This is a genomic window from Pseudomonas sp. JUb52 (assembly GCF_004341115.1).
Taxonomy (GTDB): Bacteria; Pseudomonadota; Gammaproteobacteria; order Pseudomonadales; family Pseudomonadaceae; genus Chryseomonas; species Chryseomonas oryzihabitans.
On record NZ_SLYS01000014.1, the window covers coordinates 28989 to 50817 of the forward strand.

Annotated in this window: 16 protein-coding genes; 5 read left to right on the forward strand and 11 right to left on the reverse strand. The window is 64.7% G+C overall.

The annotated features are described in order from the left end of the window. The first annotated feature begins 18 nt into the window (after positions 1-18). The 5 genes from nuoM (at position 19) to cobA (ending at position 7936) form a co-directional block, all read left to right on the forward strand. The gene (gene nuoM / locus EC839_RS20075) at positions 19-1551 is read left to right on the forward strand and encodes an NADH-quinone oxidoreductase subunit M (protein WP_007158896.1); all 1533 of its coding nucleotides are present in this window, start codon (positions 19-21) and stop codon (positions 1549-1551) included. Positions 1552-1558: 7 nt separating this feature from the next. After that, complete coding sequence (gene nuoN, locus EC839_RS20080) at positions 1559-3010, forward strand: NADH-quinone oxidoreductase subunit NuoN (RefSeq protein WP_132833079.1); 1452 nt, start codon at positions 1559-1561, stop codon at positions 3008-3010. A gap of 149 nt (positions 3011-3159) precedes the next feature. Beyond that, positions 3160-5193 carry a M13 family metallopeptidase gene (locus EC839_RS20085; protein ID WP_256681088.1) on the forward strand — a complete coding sequence of 678 codons (2034 nt, stop codon included), beginning with the start codon at positions 3160-3162 and terminating at the stop codon, positions 5191-5193. A 73-nt stretch (positions 5194-5266) separates the two neighbouring features. Next, the gene (locus tag EC839_RS20090) at positions 5267-6937 is read left to right on the forward strand and encodes a bifunctional protein-serine/threonine kinase/phosphatase (protein ID WP_132833080.1); all 1671 of its coding nucleotides are present in this window, start codon (positions 5267-5269) and stop codon (positions 6935-6937) included. 252 nt (positions 6938-7189) lie between these two features. Next, positions 7190-7936, forward strand: a complete 747-nt coding sequence (cobA, locus tag EC839_RS20095; RefSeq protein ID WP_132833081.1) for a uroporphyrinogen-III C-methyltransferase — start codon at positions 7190-7192, stop codon at positions 7934-7936. Positions 7937-7944: 8 nt separating this feature from the next. Here cobA and EC839_RS20100 read toward each other — a convergent pair whose 3' ends face one another. From EC839_RS20100 to EC839_RS20150, 11 genes are all read right to left on the reverse strand, one after another. After that, on the reverse strand, positions 7945-9357 hold the full coding sequence (locus EC839_RS20100) for a lipid II flippase MurJ (protein ID WP_132833082.1): 1413 nt from the start codon (positions 9355-9357) through the stop codon (positions 7945-7947). A gap of 8 nt (positions 9358-9365) precedes the next feature. Beyond that, positions 9366-10187: an acyltransferase gene (locus EC839_RS20105; RefSeq protein WP_132833083.1), complete on the reverse strand. Its 822-nt coding sequence runs from the start codon at positions 10185-10187 to the stop codon at positions 9366-9368. Next, positions 10184-11584, reverse strand: coding sequence for an O-antigen ligase family protein (locus EC839_RS20110; RefSeq protein ID WP_256681089.1), 1401 nt, complete (start codon positions 11582-11584; stop codon positions 10184-10186). The genes EC839_RS20105 and EC839_RS20110 overlap by 4 nt, the downstream gene beginning before the upstream one ends. Next, entirely contained in the window at positions 11581-12672 is a 1092-nt protein-coding gene (locus EC839_RS20115) for a glycosyltransferase family 1 protein (RefSeq protein ID WP_132833084.1), read from the reverse strand. Before EC839_RS20115 ends, EC839_RS20110 begins: the two co-directional genes overlap by 4 nt. Next, positions 12663-13877, reverse strand: coding sequence for a glycosyltransferase family 4 protein (locus EC839_RS20120; RefSeq protein ID WP_132833143.1), 1215 nt, complete (start codon positions 13875-13877; stop codon positions 12663-12665). Before EC839_RS20120 ends, EC839_RS20115 begins: the two co-directional genes overlap by 10 nt. 25 nt (positions 13878-13902) lie before the next feature. Further along, positions 13903-15216 (reverse strand): beta-xylosidase, encoded by a 1314-nt coding sequence (locus tag EC839_RS20125; protein ID WP_256681090.1) that lies wholly within the window; start codon positions 15214-15216, stop codon positions 13903-13905. Next, positions 15203-16393, reverse strand: coding sequence for a glycosyltransferase (locus EC839_RS20130; protein ID WP_132833085.1), 1191 nt, complete (start codon positions 16391-16393; stop codon positions 15203-15205). Before EC839_RS20130 ends, EC839_RS20125 begins: the two co-directional genes overlap by 14 nt. Positions 16394-16395: 2 nt before the next feature. Further along, positions 16396-18399 carry a GNVR domain-containing protein gene (locus tag EC839_RS20135; protein ID WP_132833086.1) on the reverse strand — a complete coding sequence of 668 codons (2004 nt, stop codon included), beginning with the start codon at positions 18397-18399 and terminating at the stop codon, positions 16396-16398. Then, positions 18396-19205, reverse strand: coding sequence for a polysaccharide biosynthesis/export family protein (locus tag EC839_RS20140; protein WP_132833087.1), 810 nt, complete (start codon positions 19203-19205; stop codon positions 18396-18398). The genes EC839_RS20135 and EC839_RS20140 overlap by 4 nt, the downstream gene beginning before the upstream one ends. A gap of 6 nt (positions 19206-19211) precedes the next feature. Next, positions 19212-20123, reverse strand: a complete 912-nt coding sequence (locus tag EC839_RS20145) for a glycosyltransferase family 2 protein (protein ID WP_132833088.1) — start codon at positions 20121-20123, stop codon at positions 19212-19214. A 70-nt stretch (positions 20124-20193) separates the two neighbouring features. Beyond that, positions 20194-21633 carry an undecaprenyl-phosphate glucose phosphotransferase gene (locus EC839_RS20150; protein ID WP_165904693.1) on the reverse strand — a complete coding sequence of 480 codons (1440 nt, stop codon included), beginning with the start codon at positions 21631-21633 and terminating at the stop codon, positions 20194-20196. Between the last annotated feature and the right edge of the window lie 196 nt (positions 21634-21829).

Genomic DNA, 21829 nt, shown 5'->3' on the forward strand with positions numbered 1-21829 from the left:
TAAGGATAAGTACACGTCATGCTTCTGCCCTGGCTAATCCTGATCCCCTTCATCGGCGGCCTGCTCTGCTTCCTCACGGAAAAGACCGGCCCGCTGGTGCCCCGCTGGATCGCTCTGTTCACCATGCTGCTGGAGCTGGTGCTCGGCCTGTGGCTGTGGGCCCACGGCGACTACAGCCTGGCTCCGGCCCCTGGCGCCGAAACCGCCTGGACCGCGGAATTCCAGATGAACTGGATTCCGCGCTTCGGCATCAGCCTGCACTTCGGCCTCGACGGCCTGTCGCTGCTGATGATCCTGCTCACCGGCCTGCTCGGTGTGCTGGCGGTGACCTGCTCCTGGCGCGAAGTGCAGCGCCACGTCGGCTTCTTCCACCTCAACCTGCTGTGGATCATCGGCGGCGTGGTGGGGGTGTTCCTGGCGCTGGACCTGTTCCTGTTCTTCTTCTTCTGGGAAATGATGCTGGTGCCGATGTACTTCCTGATCGCGCTGTGGGGCCATAGCTCCGCGGACGGCAAGAAGAGCCGCATCACCGCCGCCACCAAGTTCTTCATCTTCACCCAGGCCAGCGGCCTGATCATGCTGGTGGCGATCATCGCCCTGGTGCTGGTGAACTACGGTGCCACCGGCGTCCTGACCTTCGACTACGAAGACCTGCTGCAGCTGCAACTGGATCCCAAGCTGGAATACCTGCTGATGCTGGGCTTCTTCATCGCCTTCGCGGTGAAGCTGCCGGTGGTGCCGGTGCACTCCTGGCTGCCGGATGCCCACGCCCAGGCGCCGACCGCCGGTTCCGTCGACCTCGCCGGCATCCTGCTCAAGACCGCCGCCTACGGCCTGCTGCGCTTCGCCATCCCGTTGTTCCCCAACGCTTCTGCGGAATTCGCGCCGATCGCCATGTGGCTGGGCATCATCGGCATCTTCTACGGCGCCATCCTGTCGTTCGCCCAGACCGACATCAAGCGCCTGGTGGCCTACTCCAGCGTCTCACACATGGGCTTCGTGCTGATCGGCATCTACTCCGGCAGCCCCCAGGCGCTGCAAGGCGTGGTGGTGCAGATGATCGCCCACGGCCTGTCCGCCGCCGGCCTGTTCATTCTCTGCGGCCAGCTCTATGAGCGCATGCACACCCGTGACATGCGCCAGATGGGCGGACTCTGGGCGCGAGTGCCCTACCTGCCGGCGCTGAGTCTGTTCTTCGCCTCGGCCTCGCTGGGTCTGCCGGGTACCGGCAACTTCGTCGGCGAATTCCTGATCCTGCTGGGCGCCTTCCCGGTGGTGCCGATGATCACCGTCATCGCCACCTTCGGCCTGGTGTTCGCCTCGGTCTACTCGCTGATCATGATCCACCGCGCGTACTTCGGTCCGGCCAAGGCCGAAGGCGCTCTGCCGGGTCTGAACGCACGGGAGCTGTCGATGCTGCTGTTGCTTGGCGTGCTGCTGGTGCTGCTCGGCGTCTATCCGCAGCCGGTGCTGGATACCTCGGCCGCGAGCATGGCCGGTGTCCAGCAGTGGCTCGGCGAAGCCTTCTCCTCTCTCGTTTCCGCCCGGTAAGAGCGCCATGACCTTTACCTACGAACACTTCATCGCCCTCCTGCCGATCATCATCACCGGCTTCACCGCCGTGGTGGTGATGCTGGGCATCGCCTGGCGGCGGGATCACACCATCATCCCGACCCTGGGCGTGATCGGTCTCAACCTGGCCCTGCTGTCCTGCATCCCGGCTCTGGGCGTCGGTGCCATCGACGTCACCCCGCTGTTGCGCATCGATGGCTTCACCTGCTTCTACATGGCGCTGATCCTGATCGCCACCCTGGCTTGCATGACCCTGTCGCATGCCTACATGGAAGGCTATCCGGGCAACCGCGAAGAGCTGTACCTACTGCTGCTGATCTCCGCCACCGGCGGTCTGGTGCTGGTGGCGGCGCAGAACGTCACCGGCCTGTTCATCGGTCTGGAACTGCTGTCGGTACCGGTCTACGGCCTGGTGGCCTACAGCTACTTCAATCGCCGCTCCCTGGAAGCCGGCATGAAGTACCTGGTGCTGTCCGCCGCCGGCTCGGCCATCCTGCTGTTCGGCATGGCCCTGCTCTACGCCCAGTCCGGCAGCCTGAACTTCGCCGACATCGGCATGCAGATGGATGCCCCGGCGAGCACCGGCCTGCTGATGGAAATCGGCCTCGGCATGCTGATCGTCGGTCTCGGCTTCAAGCTGTCCCTGGTGCCCTTCCACCTCTGGACCCCGGACGTCTACGAGGGCGCCCCGGCGCCGGTCGGCGCCTTCCTCGCCACCGCCAGCAAGGTCGCCGTGTTCGCCGTGCTGGTACGGGTGTTCCAGACCATGCCCATGGCCACCGAGGACGGCTGGCTGCACGATGCCATCGCCTTCATCGCCATCGCCTCCATGCTGGTGGGCAACCTGCTGGCGCTGATGCAGAGCAACCTCAAGCGTCTGCTGGGTTACTCCTCCATCTCCCACTTCGGCTACCTGCTGGTGGCGGTGGCCTCGGGCGAAGGCCTGTCGATGGAAGCCGTGGCGGTCTATCTGGTGACCTATGTCTTCACCAGCCTGGGCGCCTTCGGCGTGATCACCCTGATGTCCAGCCCGAGCAACGGTCAGCGTGACGCCGATGCCCTGTTCGAGTACCGCGGCCTGTTCTGGCGCCGTCCGTACCTGACCGCGGCCCTTACGGTGATGATGCTGTCCCTGGCCGGCATCCCGCTAACCGCCGGCTTCATCGGCAAGTTCTACGTCATCACCGTGGGCGTGGAAGCGGGCATGTGGTGGCAGACCGCGGCCATCGTGCTGGGCAGTGCCATCGGCCTGTTCTACTACCTGCGCGTGATGGTCACCCTGTACCTGACCGAGCAGGGCCTGCAGCGCCACGACGCGCCGATGAACTGGGGTCAGCGCGCCGGTGGCGTGATGCTGATCGCCATTTCCATCGCCACCTTCGTCCTCGGCGTCTATCCGCAGCCGCTGCTGCAACTGGCGCAGTTGACGGTGTTCTGATCCAGGGCGTTGTCCACGATCCCCGCTTCGGCGGGGATCGTCGTTTCTGGGGTCACGGCAAGACGCGCCTTGGCAGGGTCGCGCCCCGACCGCTACCCTCGACGCCCTACCCTGCTTTCCCTGTCCTTTCCTGGAGACCCTTTTCTCCCATGCCTGCGTTGAAACCCCTCACCCTCGCCGTCGGCCTGCTGCTCGGCAGCCAGGCCTTCGCCGCCCCTGTCTTCGACGTCACCGAACTGGGTGACCCCGCCACCGCCTGTAGCGACCTCGATACCTTCGTCAACCGGAAGTGGGTCGCCGCCAATCCGATCCCGCCGGACAAGTCGCGCTGGGGTTCCTTCATGGCCCTGGGGGAGAAATCGCTCAACGACCAGCACGCCATCCTGCAGCGGGCGGCCCGCACGGCGGATCGTGCGGCAGCGGGGTCGGTGGAACAGAAGATCGGCTGGCTGTATCGCTCGGGCATGGACGAGGCCGCCATCGAGCGCGCCGGCTATCGGCCGATCCAGGCGCAACTGGCGGCCATCGATAGATTGCGCACCACGGCCGATGTCGTGAAGTACCTACAACAGAGCTTCGCCCGCGGCGACATGCAGGTGTTCTCCTTCGGCTCCGGCGCCGACTACCAGAATGCCAAGCAGCAGATCGCCTATGCCTACCAGGGCGGCCTGGGCCTGCCGACCCCCGATTACTACACCGAAGCCGACTACGCCAAATTGCGCCAGGCCTATCTGGGTCATATCGCCCGGCTGCTGGTCCTGACCGGCGTACCCAAGGCCCAGGCCGACGCCCAGGCCGAGCTGGTGCTGGCCTTCGAAAGTCGCCTGGCGCGCGCCTCGGTCAAGCCGGTGGAGCTGCGCAATCCGGAGAACCAGTATCACTACCTGAGCTTCGCCGAGGCCAACAAGGTGACGCCGCACTTCGACTGGCAGGCCTTCTTCGCCAGCCAGGGCGTCACCGGCCAGCGGGGCTTTTCGCTGTCCCAGCCGGGCTTCTTCGCCGAATTCGACCGGATGCTGGCGGAGACCCCCGTCGAGCAGTGGCAGGCCTATCTGCGTGCCCATGTGATCGACGACGCCGCGCCCTGGCTGTCCAAGCCCTTCCAGCAGGAGAGCTTCGACTTCAACCAGAAGACCCTCAGCGGCCAGCAGCAGCAGAGCGAGCGCTGGAAGCGGGTGCTGCGCGCGGTCAACGGCGCCATGGGCGAAGGTCTCGGCCAGCTCTATGTGCAGGAGCATTTCTCGCCCCAGGCCAAGGCCCGCGCCCAGGAACTGGTGGACAACGTGATGCTGGCGCTCAAGGCGCGCATCGAGCAGCTCGACTGGATGAGCCCCGAGACCAAGCAGAAGGCGCTGGCCAAGTGGGACAGCTTCCTGCCCAAGATCGGCTATCCGGAGCGCTGGCGCGACTGGAGCGGCCTGACCCTCCAGCCCCAGGGGTTCTATGCCAACCTGGAAGCCGCCTCGCGCTTCAACTACCGGCATGACCTGGACAAGATCGGCAAGCCCACCGACCGCAAGGAATGGGGCATGTATCCGCAGACGGTCAACGCCTACTACAGCCCCACCGACAACACCATCAACTTCCCCGCGGCCATCCTGCAGCCGCCGTTCTTCTACCCGGACGGCGACGACGCCATCAACTACGGCGGCATCGGCGCGGTGATCGGTCACGAGGCCAGCCATGGCTTCGACGACCAGGGCAGCAAGTTCGACGGTGCGGGCAACCAGGTGGACTGGTGGACTCCGGCCGACCGCAAGGCCTTCGAGGCCCGCACCGGCAAGCTGGTGCAGCAATTCGACAACTACCAGCCGCTACCGGACCACCCGGAGCTGCACGTCAACGGCAAGCTCACCCTGGGCGAGAACATCGGCGACCTCGGCGGCATCAATGCCGCCTATGACGCTCTGCAACTGGCCCTGGCGAAGAATCCGGATGAGGCCACGCGCAAGATCGACGGCTACACCCAGCAGCAGCGCTTCTTCCTCAACTGGGCGCGGGTCTGGCGGGGCTCGATCCGTGAAGAGCAGGCGCGCCTGTTCCTCAACACCGATCCCCATGCGCCCATGAGATTCCGCGCCCTCGGCGCGCCGTCCAACATGCCGGACTTCGCCAAGGCTTTCAGTTGCAAGGCGGGCGATGCCATGGTCCGGCCGGACGAGCAGCGCGTCGAAATCTGGTGATGGACCCGGGGCGTCCGGTGGGCGGGTATCGCTTTTGCATCGCCTGTCTTCTCTCTCCTCTGGCGCCCCGTCCATGCCCCTAGAACTCGCCTTCGCCGAAGCCTCCGCGACCGGTCCGCGCAAGGAAAACCAGGACGCCTTGCGCAGTGTCCAGCCCAGCGCGGCGCTGGCGGCGACCAAGGGGTACCTGTTCGCCCTCGCCGATGGCGTCAGCGGCTGTCCGGACGGCGGCCTTGCCGCTCGGGCCACCCTTCAGGCCCTGGCCCAGGATTACTATTCCACCCCGGAGACCTGGCCGGTGGCCCAGGCGCTGGAACGGCTGCTGCTCGCGCAGAATCGCTGGTTGCAGGCCGCAGGCAATGGCCAGCCCCTGCTGACTACCCTTACCGCCCTGGTGATCCGCGGACGGCGCTACACCCTGGCCCATGTCGGCGACTGCCGCGCCTATCGCTGGCATGGCGAGCGGCTGACCTGTCTCACCGTCGACCACGTCTGGCAGCAGGCCGGCATGCAGCATGTGCTGACCCGTGCCCTAGGCCTGGAAAACCACCTGGTGGTGGATTTTCGCGAAGGCGAGCTGGAAGCCGGCGAAACCCTGCTCCTGGTGAGCGACGGCGTCTGGGCCGCACTGGGCGAAGACAGCATGAGGCGCATCCTCGTCGACGGCGTCAGCGATCTGGACGCCACCGCCCAGGCGCTGGTGGCCGGCGCCCTGCATGCCGGCGGCCAGGACAATGCCAGCGCCCTGCTGGTGCGGGTCGATCGCCTGCCGGATATCTCCCTGGCCGATACCCTGGCCAATGCCGATACCTGGCCGCCGCTGCCCGCCTTGAAACCTGGGCAGGCCTTCGAGGGCTGGACGGTGGTGGAGCGCCTGGCCGAGTCGCGGCAATCGCTGCTCTACCGGGTCACCGACGAAGGTGGTCGTCCCTGGCTGCTCAAGACCCTGCCCGCGGCGCTGCAATTCGACACCCTGGCCGGTCATGCCCTGCTCATGGAGGAGTGGTTCCTGCGTCGCGTCGCCGGCCGCGCCTTCGTCGAGGTGCATCCGCTGCCACGGCGCGCCCATCTCTATTTCGTGCAGCGCGAATATCCGGGGCGCACCCTGGCGCAGCAACTGACCAACGACGGCCCCCTGGCCCTGGCCGACTGGCTGGACGTCGCCTCGCGCCTGTTACGTGCGCTCGGCCAGTTGCACAGACGCAACATCCTCCACCGCGACATCAAGCCGGACAATCTGCACCGTGGCCGGGACGGTGAACTGCGCCTGCTGGACTTCGGCCTGGCCTACTGCCCGCAACTGTCCCAGGACTTGCAGGACAGTCCGGGCACCCCCAGCTACCGGGCACCGGAATCCTTCGAAGGCGCAGAACCGAGTCCGGCCCAGGACCTCTACGCGGCCGGGGTGACCCTCTATCAGCTGCTGACCGGTGGTTATCCCTATGGCGAGGTGGAACCCTTCCAGCGCCCTCGCTTCGGCGCGCCGGCCAGCGTCCTGCGCCGGCGTCCGGATGTACCGGCCTGGCTCGACGACTGGCTGCAGCGTGCCGTGGCAGTGGATCCCGCCGAGCGCTTCGAAACCGCGGAAGAAGCCCTGCTGCTGCTGGAACAGGGCGAACGCCACCCCCTGGCCCGCCCGCTGCCACTGCTGCAGCGCGATCCCCTGCGTACCTGGCAGAGCGTGGCTGCCTGTTCGCTGCTGCTCAATCTGCTGCTGGTGCTGCTCTGGCTCTATCGGCACTGAAGGCTTGGGGACGCCACGCCCTCTTTTGCAGCACGCTGCGCCCAAAAGAGGCAGCCAGAGGGCCATTTCCTGCCGCAAACCGCCCGAAAGGACGGATACGGACCTTGGCATGAAGCCTGCAATTCCACAGTGCACATAGGTCTTTCTTCAACGGCGAGGAAAGGCCCTCCGGACAAAGGCGTCCCAGCTGCTTGCAGCGGGACGCCTTTTTTTTGCGTTACAGTCGCCACCCTGGAAACGAGAGGTCACTACATGAGCGGGAAAGTCTGGTTGATCGGTGCCGGCCCCGGCGATCCCGAGCTGCTGACCCTCAAGGCGGTGCGCGCCTTGGGCGAGGCCGAGGTGGTGATGATCGATGACCTGGTCAATCCGGCGGTGCTCGAACACTGCCCGACCGCCCGGGTGATCTGCGTCGGCAAGCGCGGCGGTTGCCGCTCCACGCCACAGGCCTTCATCCATCGACTGATGTTGCGCTATGCCCGCCAGGGCCGTTGCGTGGCCCGGCTGAAGGGCGGTGATCCCTGCATCTTCGGTCGCGCCGGCGAGGAAGCCGAATGGCTGGCCGCGCGCGGTGTCAGCAGCGAGATCGTCAATGGCATCACCGCCGGCCTGGCCGGCGCCACCGCCTGCGGCATCTCCCTGACCCTGAGAGGCGTGGCCCGTGGCGTGACCCTGGTCACCGCCCACACCCAGGACGACAGCGCACCCAACTGGCCGGCCCTGGCCGCCACCGGTACGACCCTGGTGGTCTACATGGGCGTTGCGCGACTGGCCGAGATCCAGCAAGGCCTGCTGGACGGCGGCCTGGCGCTGACCACCCCGGTGGCCATGATCGAGAACGCCTCCCTGCCCAGCCAGCGCGAGTGCCGCTCCACCCTGCAAGACCTACAGGTGGACGCCACCCTCTTCCAGCTGCGCAGTCCGGCGATCCTGGTGATCGGCGAGGTGGTCGGCCAGGCCGCCCTGCAACAGGCCTTGAGCTTCGCCGCCCAGGCCTGAGTCAGGTCTCATGCATGCCAAGGCTTCCAGCGCCAGGCCAGACCGGCGAGCAGGATGACGCCGGCCAGGGTACCCAGGCCTAGCAGAGCCAGATAGGGCAAGGTTCGCCACCAGTCCCCCAGCAGCAGGGCCATGCAGAAAGCACAAAAGCTGAGCAGGCCCTGGTCGCGCCAGGCAACCTGCTCGAGCAGATCCAGACGTTTCAGCAGTGTTGCCGTGGTAGTCAGCAGACCGAGCAGTGCGGCGACCGCGATGCCCGCCACACCCAGCACACTGGGCAGTATCAACAGGCTCAAGGCATTGACCAGATTGCCCGTCAGCTCGCAGCGCAGTGGCAATCGGGTGTCCCCGGCCGCGTAGGCGTAACGGGCCAGCATGGCATTCCAGGCGCCTACCGCCAGCGGCGCGGAAAACCATACCAGCAGCAACGCTAGGCGATCACCTCCCACCTGGGCCGGCAGCAGCATTGCCACTAGCGCCGGAGCCGTGGTGACGATACCGACCATTGCCGGCAAGGTCAGCAGGGCCGCACATTGCAGGCCTACTCTCAGCACCGCCAGACGGGCATCCCAGACAAGGCCACTCATCAGCGCTAGGAGGATCTGGTTCAGGCTCATGAGCGCAACCAAGGGCAGATTGATGAGCTTGCGTGCCAGATTGACCCAGGTCACCACGCCCTCCCCCAGCCAGGAAGCCACCATTCGCTCGAGCAAGGCCAGGCCATTGCTGGCGCAGGCGCTGACCAGCAAGGGACCCAGTCGCCCTGCCAGTTCCTGACCGACAACGCCGGGGTCCGGCCAGCGCCAGGGTCGCCAGCCTTCACGCCAGGCGGTCGGCCACAATGACAGCGGCATCAGTAGACTGCCTACCACACAGCTCCACGCCAGTGTCTCGATGGTGATGGCGCTCCCCCAGGCCAAGAGGCAGACCACCGGCGGCAGGTTGAACAGGAGGGAGCCGCACCCGTTCAGCAGATAGCGTTCACGTGTCAGGGCCGCCACACCGAACAGAGCGTGCAGGCACAAGCCGGGCAAGCACCAGGCCAGTATCTTCAGGGCTGCGGTGGCCTGCTCTCCGCCCACCTCGCTCAAGCCGGCGCCCACCACACCTGTCCAGGCGTCGGCACCCAGCGTCAACGTCAGCGCGCCACCGGACGCCAGGAGCAGAACGCTGGGCGCCAGGGCCTCGAGCCAGCGCGCCCGCGCCGGCGCCGTTCGCTGCTGATAAAGCGGTAGCGCTGCGTTGCTCAGTAAACCCGTAGCGAGGGCGGTACGCACGGCTTCCGGTAGAAACAGGGCCACCAGGAAGGCGTCGCTGGTCAGACCTGCCCCCCAGGCATGCACCAGCAGCCACTCCCGGGCAAATCCCAGAACCAGCCCGGCGAGGGTAGCCAGCGTCAACCAGAGCGTGGAGCCGAACATGGGCGCTCTCAATGCAGGAAGGTGAACAGGCCCTTGCCACCGACGCGGTAGGCAAGATCGCGCGGCCTTTCACCCATTACCTTGGCACCGCTGCCGCCTACGATCTTGTAGGGCGGTACGACCTTGGCGACCACCGTATTGGCAGTGACTACAGCTCCGCGGCCGATCTGGGCACCATGACCGACGAGGGCTCGCGAGGCGATCCAGGCGTAGTCATCGATACGAATGGGCGCGGAGATCGACCAGAACTCCGGAGCGGCCAGATCATGGCTGCCGGCGATGATCAGCACATGGGAGGCGATGGCCACATGATCACCTATGATGAGCCCAGCGCGGGCATCTACCTGGCAATGCCAGGCGATGACGCTGTCCTCGCCCATGCGCAGGTTCTCGATGCCAAGCACCTCGGTATTGCGCCAGATGGATGAGCCCTTCCCAATCCTGGCGCCGCCCAGGCGCAACCAGGCCAGGCGGACGTTATGGCTGGGAATCTTGTTGACGATGATGTTGTAGAGCTGCTCCCAGACTCGCAGGGCACGATCGCGCAAGGTGGGCAGATTGTAGCCGTAGAGAGGCACCAGCCGGGTCGGTACGAGACTTCTGAGGCGGACAAACCAGCGCCGGGCGAGCGGATGCTCGATACGAGGTTCGATATCCACCGAGCAGATGGAATAGCGTCTGGCCAAACCTTCGCCTTCCTCGAAGGCGACATCATGCGCCAGCATCCACGCCAAGGCCTCGGTCAGCTCCTCTTCGCTCACCTCCAGGATTCGAGCCTCCTGCGCCAGGTCGGTGCGCAGGTCCACGGGTACAGCGATGCGATGCTTCATGACGGATTCGTCCGCGGCGAGGTCTGGGAACCAGCGAATTCAGGATGGGCACGGGCTTGCTGCAGGTTGAGGGCAAGCAGCAGCCAGAACAGGGCCACCAGCACGTTGGTGAAACTGAAATAGTGGTCGAAGAATCCGGTAAGCAGCGCTGCCGCCACTCCGCAACCGCTGCCCAGCCAGAGGGCATTGGCTTGGGTGACCAAGGGAATGGGACCGTGAGGACGCGTCTCGCGCCACCAGCGCCAGGTCACCAGCACGAATAGCAGCAGGCCCGGCACGCCTACCTTGTAGATGTAGTTGAGCCAGAGATTGGAGATGCCCAGCAGCCCACTACCCGGCACTGGTGGATCCACCTTGAAACCTATGCCCAGGGGATAGGCCGCCATGGCTTCGGGAAACCGGGTGTATTCGTCCAGTCGGATCTCGGTACTGGCGTTGGTCGAGGAGAACATGGTCGCCAGGCGTTCCTGCAGGGGAGGATAGCAGGCCACCAGCAGCATGCCGAACACCACTGCCAGACCGACGATTCGGCCGCTGTAGGGCACCTTGCGCGCGCTCAACCACAGCAATACCAGAGCGAGAGCCAGGATAGCGCCGCGCGAGATGCTCAGCAGCAGGCCGGCGCATCCCAACAGCGCCACCCCGAAACCCAACCAGCGCCGCCAGCCCTGTCGCACCCAGCCATAGAAAAGCGCGAGGGGGATGAACAGGGCCAGGGCGCCGCCGGTGAGGTTGGGATGGACCCAGGATGAGGCCATACGCGTGTAGTTGCCGGAGAAGATGTCCCGCACCGCTTCCGGATGGGCGTATTTGAGCGTCGTGAGCAGTGGCAGCATGCTCAGCGCGTTGCGGTCCTTGAGGAAGTAGCCGATGGAAACCACCAGCATCACCAGGTTACCCAGCAACAGGGCTACCAGCAGGCGATCGCGGGAGCGCTCATCGGGCAGCAGCAGGGGCACCAGGAACAGGACCGACAGATTCAGCAACCAGCGGATCCAGTTGACCAGGCCACTGCCGGGCGCGGCAATGACCAGCTCTCCCACCACGAAAGGCAGCGCACTGAACAGCATCAGCGTCAGCAGCGCCCGCTCCGTCGCAAGCCAGCGTAGCCTTCCCTGATAACATCCGAGGAAGGCTCGCCAGAGCACCCCGAGCCAGGTCAGGCCAAGCAGAGCCTCGCTCAGGGTGGTACGCAACCCCAGTTGCACCGTGCTGTAGGGAATCGCCGTGGCCACCCCGGCAAACAGCAACAGCCCCAACAGGGGGTATTGCAGCAGTACCAGCAGCAGCACCAGACCGGCGGCGACGAGAGCTACCTGGCCCGCCGGGAGTACGCACAGCAGAATGCCAAACGCCAGGCCGAGCACAGCGGCAATCCAGGTCCCCAGCCTTGTCACGGTCGCAACTCCGCCAACAGCTCGGCCAGCCGAGCACGATAGGCAGGCGCGCCAAACCGAGCCGCCCAGTCAGGGCCGCGAATCGATTCACGCGGCGCGGGGTGTGCCAGCGTGGTCATCAAAGCCGCCAAGGCCGGTACGTCCATGGCCTCGAAGCGTGGCGCCCAGGGCGGCGTCACCTCGTCCAATGCGGAACCCCGGGCGCAGGCGACCGGAGTACCCACAGCCAGGGCCTCCACCACAGGTAGACCGAAGCCCTCGGCATAAGACGGCTGCCAGAGGCGGTCCGCCTCCTGGTACAGCCCGCTGAGGGCCGCCTCGTCCAAATTCGCTAGACAATGCAGACCGGGCAACCCACGCCACTCTCCTGGCAGGTCCTCCGCTGCACCGAGCAGCACTAGATCGGGTACCCCCGAACACCGGCGTGCCTCCATCCAGGCGCTCACTAGGCGAACGATGTTCTTGCGTGGCTCGCGGGTACCCACTGCCAGCCAGTAGCCCGGCGTCAGCCCCTCGATCGGCCGTGCCTCATCGGGTGGCGACTCGACCAGGTTCGGCAAGATACGGATCCGCGTCCTGGCCTGGGGAAAGCGCCTGGCCACCTCCTCGGCGGTGAACGCCGAGGGCGTCCAGATACGGGTCGCGCGAGCGATGGAATAGGCAATGGAGGCCCAGTCGATCAGCCGGTAGGCGCTCGCCTTCCAGACCGAGGCGTGGCGATTGTGCTCGGTGAGCTGAAAGAGATCGTGCAGCAGCAAGACCTGACGCAGACCCGCGATGTGCCCGAGGGGTAGTCCCATGTTAGCGGTGGCGATATAGACCTCTATACCCAGCGCGCGCAGGCGGGCCGGTAGGAAGGCGGCCTCGAAGGCGAAGCGTTGCCGCGGTCGATGCTGCCCCTGGAGGTCCAGGTCGCCGGCCGGGGCCTCGATCTGGCCTCGCAAGGGGTGGTCGAGGGGCATTCCGCCGAAACAGGTTACGCTGCTCTCGTCCAGTTCGGCCAGATGGGTTTCCAGCGCGCGGACCTGCCGACCGATACCCGAGCGGGGCGCGGCGAGTACGGGGCGATAATCCAGTCCTACGCGCATGGTCTGTGCTCTTTTGGCGGCAACAAACCCTGGTAAACCGCCTCGAGCTGGCTCGCAGCAGTTTGCCAGTCGTGATGGGCCCGCACGTAGGCACGACCCGCCTCACCCATTCTTGCGGCGCCGACCGGCGCTCCGAGCAAATCGGCCGCCGCCCGAGCCAGGGAAGCCGCCTCCTCCGCGAGCGAAGCCTCCTGCTTGTTTCGCAGCGCCAGACCCGATACGCCCTGAGCGGTGCTCACCACCGGCAAGCCGGCAGCCAGGGCTTCCAAGACCTTGAGCTTGGAACCACCGCCTTGCCGCAAGGGCGCGATGAACAGCGCGGAGCGACACTGGGCGTCACGAAGGTCGGGCAGATAGCCGCACCATTCCAGACGCGGATCGGGGAAATCCCGTACCCAACGCGCGGGCATGGCATAGCCGCCGATCTGCAGGCGTGCCCGGGGATGGGTTCGCCATAGCAGGGGCATGATCTCGGCCACCAACCATTCCACGGCATCCAGATTCGGCGCATATTCGTAGTTACCGATGAACAGTAGCCGCTGACTGGCCGAGTCGGGCCGCACCTTGGCGAAGAACTGCGTATCCACGGCATTCACCACTACGGAGATCTGCCTTGCGGTTAGTGGCTGCAAAAGTCGGGCATCGTCGGGCGTCACCGCCACGATCCGGTCGGCAGCACCCATTACCCGTCGCTCCCAACGTCGATAACGCCCCTGGTCGTAGCGGGCGAAGCCTTTCAGCCAGGCAGGTAGCCGACCGTAGGTCGCTCCTCCAAGCGCCGATTCCAGATTGTGCTCGGTAAGTATCCAGGGTAGCCGACGGGACTCGAGCAGTTCGAGGTAGGGCTGGCACCCATAGCTGTGCTCAAGCTGAATCACATCCCAGGACTCCTCCAGCAGCGTGGCGAAGGCGCTCCTGGCCGCCGGCGCGAATCCATTGATGCTCGCGAGCATGGGACAGCGAGCGAAGGCCACCGCTGCCAGGGTGAGCGGATGGCGTACCGGGCGCCTGGGGAGGACCACCAGTCGTTCCAACCAGGGTTCCAGGGCGGCTCGGGCGGCTGCATCCAGGGGTGTCTTGCTTTGCGCCAACAGGGTGATGCGATGTCCCCGCGTGGCCAGCCCCCGTAGCAGATGGTACTGACGTGTCTTGCCACCGCTGGACAATGGCCAGGGTAGATAGGGTAGAACCCAGAGCAGCCGCAGTCCGGGGCTTCGAAGCGTCATCGCCCTACTTCCATGTCAGCATCTGCAAGCTGGCCTTGGCCTGGACTGCAATCCCGGAGGAGTCATTCAGCTCATGGCTTTCGCCCGTCAGGGGATCGTGCAGCGTGGCCTGGGTGATCTGCGGCAGTTGGAGACGTTCCTGGCCAGCCGACCAGAACAGCCAGACCTGGCTGCCGTCATTGCGGCGCCAGGCGATGCTGTAGAGTTCGTCGGGCGCCCGAACCAGAGTTGGCGGCGCCACGGGAGTCAGTCGCGGACCTGTCAGGGCGAGAAAGCGCTGAAGGGCCCGGTACACCGGTTTGGGGCTACCATCCAGACGCAACAGGCCGTAGTGCTGATCTCGAACACTGGCGCGACCGTCCAGATCGCTCAGGGCGAAAAGGAAGATACGGTCATAATCGAGAGCACTCATCAGGGCGAGCCGACGCAGCACGAAGTCCGCCTGGCCCTCTTCGCCGATGATGTTCTGCTCTTCCTGCGGACCAGGATAGCTCGACCAGCCCCACTCGTCCGCCCAGATCGCCGGTGGCGCTATGCCGCGCAGCTTTTCATTGAGCAGCTGGGCGCGCACGATGAAATCCCGCGCCTTGGGATCGTCTCCTTCGGGATACTGGGAATAGGGATGGTAGGCAATGACCGTCCCCAAGCGCTGCACCCCGAGCTTGCCGAGGGATTCGAGCATCAGGCCGCCGCGTACCGGCATCTGACTGTAGTAGGCCATGCCGCCCATCACCACCTCTCGACCGGGGGCCTGGCTGCGCATGGCTTCCACACTGGCCTGCAGCAGACGGGCATAACGCTCGGGGTCCTCGAAAGGTTGCCAGTAGCTGGGTAGATTGGGTTCATTCCACACCTGCCAGGCCTGCACCGAGGGATAGCGCGAGGCGAACTTGACCAGGCTCGAGGCATAGAGCGCAGGATCCCGGGGTGGATAGGCGCCGCGGTTGGCGACGCCGAACGGGCCGCTGCTGGCGAAATCCGGACTGCCCACGAGGTACATTTCCGATTTGAGCTGGCGCGTGCTCAGGGTCTGCGTCAACTCATCCAATTCTGCCGTACGCAGCTGACCCTGCTCCGGCTCCATGATGTCCCAGTGCAGATCGATGCGGGTCCACTCGAGACCGAGGTCTTGCAGTCGATCCATCTGCTGCCGGTACTGCTCGGGGCTAAACCAGAGGAAATGGGCGTTCACGCCGAGGAAGTCACGCCAGACCACAGGACGCGGACCCTGCAGACGCTGTTCAGCCTGAGCGCCGGCCTCGCCGAGTACGATGGCAAGACACATCACCGCTAGGCGCATCAGCTCAGCGCGGCGCATCGGTATGACCTCGACTGGCTTGCTCGAAGACCTGCCGGAAGCGCCGTGCGGTTTGCGGCCAAGCTCTCGCGGCGCCCAGCTGCGCCGCGTGTTGCGCCCAGCTTTCCAGTTGCTGAGGATGGTCGATCAGCGTGCGCAGACGCTCCGTCAGCGCGGTGACGTCGCCTTCCGGATAGGTCATGCCATTGCCATGGGAGGTTTCTTCGGCAAAGGCCCGGGCATCCGAAGTGATCACACCGCGACCGCAGGCCATGGCCCAGGCCAGCACGCCGCTGGTTCCGCGCTGAGCGCCCAGAATCGCCAGCTTGCGTGACTCTCGATACGGCAACACCAGCAGATGGTGGGCCTGAATGGTCGTGACGATGGCCTCTTCCGGCAGATCCAGCTGCCAGTCCAGGCAGTCGTTCAGGCCGCGGCGAAGGGCACGCTCGCGCAGTTCGCCCAGGTAGTCGCTCTGGGCGGCGAAGGTGACTTCCGGCGCGGTACCGCCAGCCAGCGTCAGGCGGATACGACCGCGCCAATCGGGCCGCTCGCTGAGCAGCTTCGCCAGGGCGTCAAGCAGATCCTCGATGCCCTTGCCCCGATAGATGAAGCCGAAATAAAGCAGGCGCAGGGGTTCCAAGGGCGGGAGCGGTGCCACGGGTACCACCCTGTTGCCATGGGGAATGCTGATGACCTTGCCCGGTGCCAGGCGCAAACGCTGACTCAGGGCGTTCGCTCCGGTCTCGGTTAACGTCACCAGCTGCGTTAGGCTTGCCGCCAGCGTCCGCTCCTCACGCAGCGTCATGGGATCGCCCAATACCGTCGCCACTTGTGGCCAGGGCGAGCGCTGCTGCATCAGCAGGCTAAGTGGCCAGGGCTGCTGCCGGCGGCGCCAGACCAGGCGCTCGGGATCATGCACCGTCACCGTAATCGGCAGACGCGGGTAGCGCTGACGCAGGCGTAGCAGGGTCTCGTATTCCCGCACCCGGCCGCCGCCCAACTCCGCGTGGACCACGTCCACGCTCAGCCAGTCGAAATCGGTCAGACGCCGCGCGGGACGACCACCGTGCTCCGGGTGGTGCAGGGGAATGAGCACCTCCATGCCCTCTTCCTCCAGAGCCTGACGAAAGTGCACCGCATAATCAGCGATACCGTTGCGTTCCATTGGTAGCGGTGCCAATAGCGCTATGCGCATCGTTACCCCCGGGTCCGGTGGAGAAAATCGAGGAGCCGGGAGGGCACTTCGAAACGGCGGAAATTGACGATGATGCCGTCGGTCCGCTTGAAGGCGGTGTCGAGCACTGCCAGGGAGCTCTCCAGCATGGGTACCGTACCGGAGCGCGCCCTTACCACGAGGGCGATCAGATCGGCGTGGTGCAGATAGAGAAATGCCTGGCTGTTGGCCAGCAGGGCCGAGGCCACCAGCAGGATGACTTCGCCGGGTAGCGCCTGCAGTGCCTGCGGCGGCGGCTCATTGGCGCTATCGAGAATGCGTACGGTGAATCCCTGCTCGCGTAGCAGCGTGGCCAGCCGTTCGGCGACGAAGCTGCACCCCTCGCCATGGCGGGACGAGGTGAGCCCGACCTTGAGTCCCTGCTCGCGGATACGCTCCAGCGGCAACTGACTGAGCAGGCGATACAGGCTGGCAGTAAAGGCCGGATCGTCGAATTGCGGGTTCTCGAGTTGCTGCAACGTCGTCCATAGCGGGATGCCGAAACGTGCCTGGATGCGTCCACCGTCGTGGATGCGCTGATCGAGCAAATAGCAGAGATAGATCACCAACAGCCCGACGGCCAGCCCTGCGGGAAGGCAGAGCAGAATGATCAGCAGGCTCTTGGGAAACACTCGGCTGGGATTGAAGGTAGGCTGTTCGATAATGGCGATGTTGCTGATACGACTGCTATCCAGTGCCCGATCGATCCGGGCCTTTTCCAGGTTGTCGGCATAGAGAAGGAAGTTCTGCTGAGCCACCTGCAGCTCACGCATGACGCGGCTGACCTCTGGCTCCTGGGCCATGACCTGCTCGAGGTCTGCACGTACCTCCTTGATCTGCTGGTCCTGCTTGGCAAGCTGCGCCTTGAGGCTGGCCAGGCGTACGGTGCCATCAGCCACCTGCTGCTTGAGATTGACCACGATACCGTTGGGCGCGCGGTTGGTACTGCTTTTGACGTGCTCGGCCTGCTGGCTGAGCTGCTGTCGCAGGTCCGCGATGTTCTGGTCAATCTGCTTTAGCGGCTCGGTACCGGGCAGAAATACCCGCAGGAGGCGCTCACGCTCCACGATTAGGCCGTTGAGCTGCCGCTGCATGTCCAGGCGATCCGGATTGAGCGTACTGGACTCCTCGGTCACGACCTGCTGTGGCATGCCAGCGATCTGCTGACGGGCGCTGATCAGGGATGTGGCCAGACTGGCAATCTCGGCACTGGTCTGGAACCGCTCCGCGTTCATCCGCTGCAGGGTGTTGCTCTGGTCATGCAGGTAATCTTCCACGCTGCTGCTGCCGATCCGGCTCAAATGGCCGGCGAGCTGATCCTTGAGCTGCTCCACCCGGCGTCCGGTAGTGGCGGTTTGCTCCTGGTAGAAGGCGTACAGGCTCTTGCGCTCAAGGCTGGCCGCGCGCGCCTCCAGGTAGGTGTTCACCCAGACCTGTACCAGGCGCTGCGCCACCGCAGGATCATCCCAGCGCAGGCTGGCGACCATGACCGAGGAGCCCGGTTCGTGACCGATGCTCAGACGCTTGATCAACTCCGTGGCGAGACGCTCTTGCGCACTCTGGGCTTCGGCCAGGCCGAGTGCCTGCAATACCGCCCGCAGGCCATCCTTCAATCCGGCTAGCAACTGCTTGATCTGCAATTTGACTGTCTGCCACCAGCCTTCGGGCGGACGGGCAGCACTTTCCTGCAGATAGCTTTCGGCAACCTTGAGCGCTATGGGTCGGCCAGTGAACAGTTGCTCCTCGTCGAGAATGGGGTCCCGCTGGGTGCTGGGCGCCACCAGCGTCTGCCGATCGCTGGCTTCGATCGGCAGGGTATTGCTCAGGCCGGGCTTGACCAGCAGGCGTGCGGTGGACTCGTACTGCCTGGGCAGCAGGAAGGCGCCGAGAATGGCTACCGCCACCGTCACCACGAAGGCCAGCTGGAATTCTCGCCGGAAGATGAAGAATAGGCGCAGGAGATCGCGCAGGGAGCGGACTTCGATCATTGACAGCTTGCTCCCGCGCTGCACACCGTACGGATGTTCGTGTTTCCGCTGTTGCTGATGTCGCGTTGATTGAGGTCGTAGTTCAAACCAAGGCCGATGCCCTTGTTGATGGGGATCAGGCGGGTGAAATACAGGTCTACGGCCTCTACGGCGTTGCCGATACCGGACTTGGGCACGAAGATCAGATCGCCACGTTGCAGCGCAACGGGCGGTAGGCTGCCGCTGAGCAGGTCGCTGAAGGCGAAGAAATAGCGCCGATAGCCGCCCGCGTCATCGCGCCGAATCAGCGCGATATTGCTGCTATCGGCGCTGGGCAGCAGACCACCCGCTCCGATCAACGCCTGCTCCACAGAAGCTTCGCCGCTCAACTCGTAGACCGAGGGGTTATGCACCTCACCGCCGACGAAGATACGGTTGCTGGGTGCCACGGCGATGTTCACGGTGACATGGGGCTCACGGTAGAGGTGGGCGCCGGCGGCGGTCAGCCGTTGGGATACCTGCTCCGGCGTTTGCCCCGCTACTGCCAGGCGCCCCACGTAGGGATAGTGGATATAACCATCGGGCTGGACCATGAACAGCGTCTGGCGATCTTCCTCTGCCGGACTGCGGGCATCGCGGGTGATGCGCAGGGTATCGCCTGGCTGGACTGCCACGGCCGGCAGTGGCTGCATCGCCAACTGCACATAGGCGGCATGTCCGGCTGCCAACGCCTGCTTATCGGGCAGACCGATCTTGGCCGGCGTGCCGCATGCACAAAGCAGACAAAGCGACCCGAGCAGCAGGCCACGTGCGAAAAGGTACTTCATGAACGATCAGGCCCAATAGGTTGAGAACATGCTGATGCGGCGCTTCAGCGCATTGGGCAGCAGACGCTCCCGATGCCCGAGGCGATAACCGAGAAGCTTGCAGGCACTGCGCAACAGCACCTCCGGAATGCGCCAGGCCTGACCGGCCGCGCGCAAGGCGTCGATCTCGGCCTCGACAAAACGGCGCCCCTCACCCGCCGCCCCGCCGAAAGCCGCGGCGATCCAGTCCTCGCGACCGTAGAAGACGCCGATATCGAAGTACCGACGGAATTCCTCGAGCAGCCGGTAATCATGGGAATGCCTCGCCTGGGCTTCGGCCACGTAATGCACGGCCCAGCCACGCAGCAGCATGCGCGCCGCGGTATAGGCGTCCTCACTGCCGATCACGTCGGTGGGAAAGCCGCCGGCGTCGGTCAGTGCTGCCCGGCGATAGGCGGAAAAGGAATTAGAGCTGAAGCAAGTCTTCACTTTCAGCTGGGGAGCATCGCTCAACCGCTTGATGCGGCTCTCGACGGGATAATTGAAACGGCGTGCCTGGGCACCAAGAATACCGGCGTCAGTATGTGGCAATTGGCGGCCGTAGGCGACACCAATGTCCGGCGCGGCGAAGAGCCCGGCGCGCAAGTTTTCCAGGCAGTGCGGATCGGCGGGAATGGCGTCCTGGGTGAGGAACATCAACACCTCGGCGTCCACCTGGCGACTGGCCCAGCGCCGGGTCCCGCCATGGTTGAACTGCTGCGGCTGAATCACCTCGACGCGTGCACCGAAGGCACGAAAGCGCGCCGCCGTCGCATCCTGCGAATGGGTATCGACGACCAGCAGCTCATCGGGCTGCAGGGTCTGAGCAGCCAGAGCCGGCAGCAGGTGGTCGAGGTAGCGTTCGGCATTGCGAGTCGGAATGATCAGCGCGGTCTTCATCAAAGCACTCCAGTGCGATACGACGATGAAACAACGGACGATAGAATGAACGGTTTGGCTGAGGATTGGCTTAATAGGCCGTTCGGCTCCAGATAAGCGAAGGCAAGGTGCGAAAGAGGATGTACAGGTCCAGCCAGAGCGACCACTCCTCGATGTAGCGCAAGTCGTATTCGATACGGCGCTCGATCTTGTCCAGGGTGTCGGTCTCACCGCGAAGGCCATTGACCTGCGCCCAGCCGGTCATGCCAGGTTTCACGCGATGACGGGCGGAATACTCCATCACCGCATCCTCGAACTTCAGTCCGGCGGCCAGGGTGGCCTTCGCATGGGGCCGAGGTCCCACCAGCGACATGCTGCCACCGAGGACATTGAACAGCTGTGGCAACTCGTCCACGCTCAGTCGTCGCAGCCAGCGCCCCATTTTCGTCACCCGGGGGTCATCCTGGATGGTCTGCTGCCTGGCCTCCTGATCAGCCTGGCCATTGAACAGCGTGCGAAACTTCCACACTTCGATGAGCTGGTCGTTGTAGCCATAGCGCTTTTGCCGAAACAGAACGGGTCCCGGCGAATCCAGCTTGATCGCCAAGGCAATCAGCAACATGGGTACTGCCAGCATGGGCAGCGCCACTCCTGCCAACAGCAGATCCTCACAGCGCTTGAACAGCGGCGCCCAATCCCTGAGCGCCTGACGCGAAACCCGGAATAGATGCATGCCCGCCAGCTCGGCAACGGGTGTCTGGGCGTAGCGCAGGGCCACCAGATCGGGGACCAGCAGCACATTGACCGGCATGCGCTTGAGCTCACGTGTCACCTGATCGATCCGCGCCTCGGCGGTCCAGGGCAGCGCGATGAAGATGGTGTCCAGGCGCAACCTCTCGATCAGCGCGCGCAAATCCCGGGTGGAGCCCAGCCAGGACAATCCGGCCAGGTGCTCGGGCAAACGCTCCACGGATCGGTCATCGACGATGCCCACCAGGCCGCAACGGAAGTCCTGGCGGACCAGCAGATGGTTGGCCATGCGCAACCCGTTCTCGGTAGCGCCCAGGATGACTGCGCGCTGCAGGTAGATACCGCGCTGCATCAGCCAGCCATAGGAGGACAATGCCAGCAGTCGGCTGAGCAACAGCAGCATCAGGCCACCAAAAAACCATTTCAGCAGCGGTGCCCGATTATCGACCAGGGAAAAGGGATGGATCTGCTGCAGCACGAAGAGGCACAGGACGAAGGCCAGCAGCCAGGCCACGGTCAGGCGCCGGAAGCGCAGCAGATTGCTGAACAGCAGGTCGCCGTAGAGGCCCGCCGCCTGGAATACCACCAGCACCAGCAGCACCAGCAGTCCATGAGCCTTCCAGTGCTGTTCGAAGGGATAGTAAAGGGTCCCAACCCCGACAACGATCAAGGCCTGAACCAAACGGGTGATCAGAATCAGGTAGGCCGCACGGCCCGCACAGCCGTACCACAGCCGCTTGAACGCTCCATCCCTGGAGGAGGTCGATCCGGCACCTTCCATGCTCACTCCAAAGCCCTTCACTGCCATACCAAAACAACGACCGAACCGCTTGTTTCCGCTGCCTGTCCAAGCAGAAACAGAAGAAATGCAGGTCGAGGCCCGGATATGAATGTTGAATCAATGCACAGACAAATTGTGAACTAGTTCCGCTATCAAATCATTAGCCGCACAGGGCTTTTCATCGCGAATTTGACGC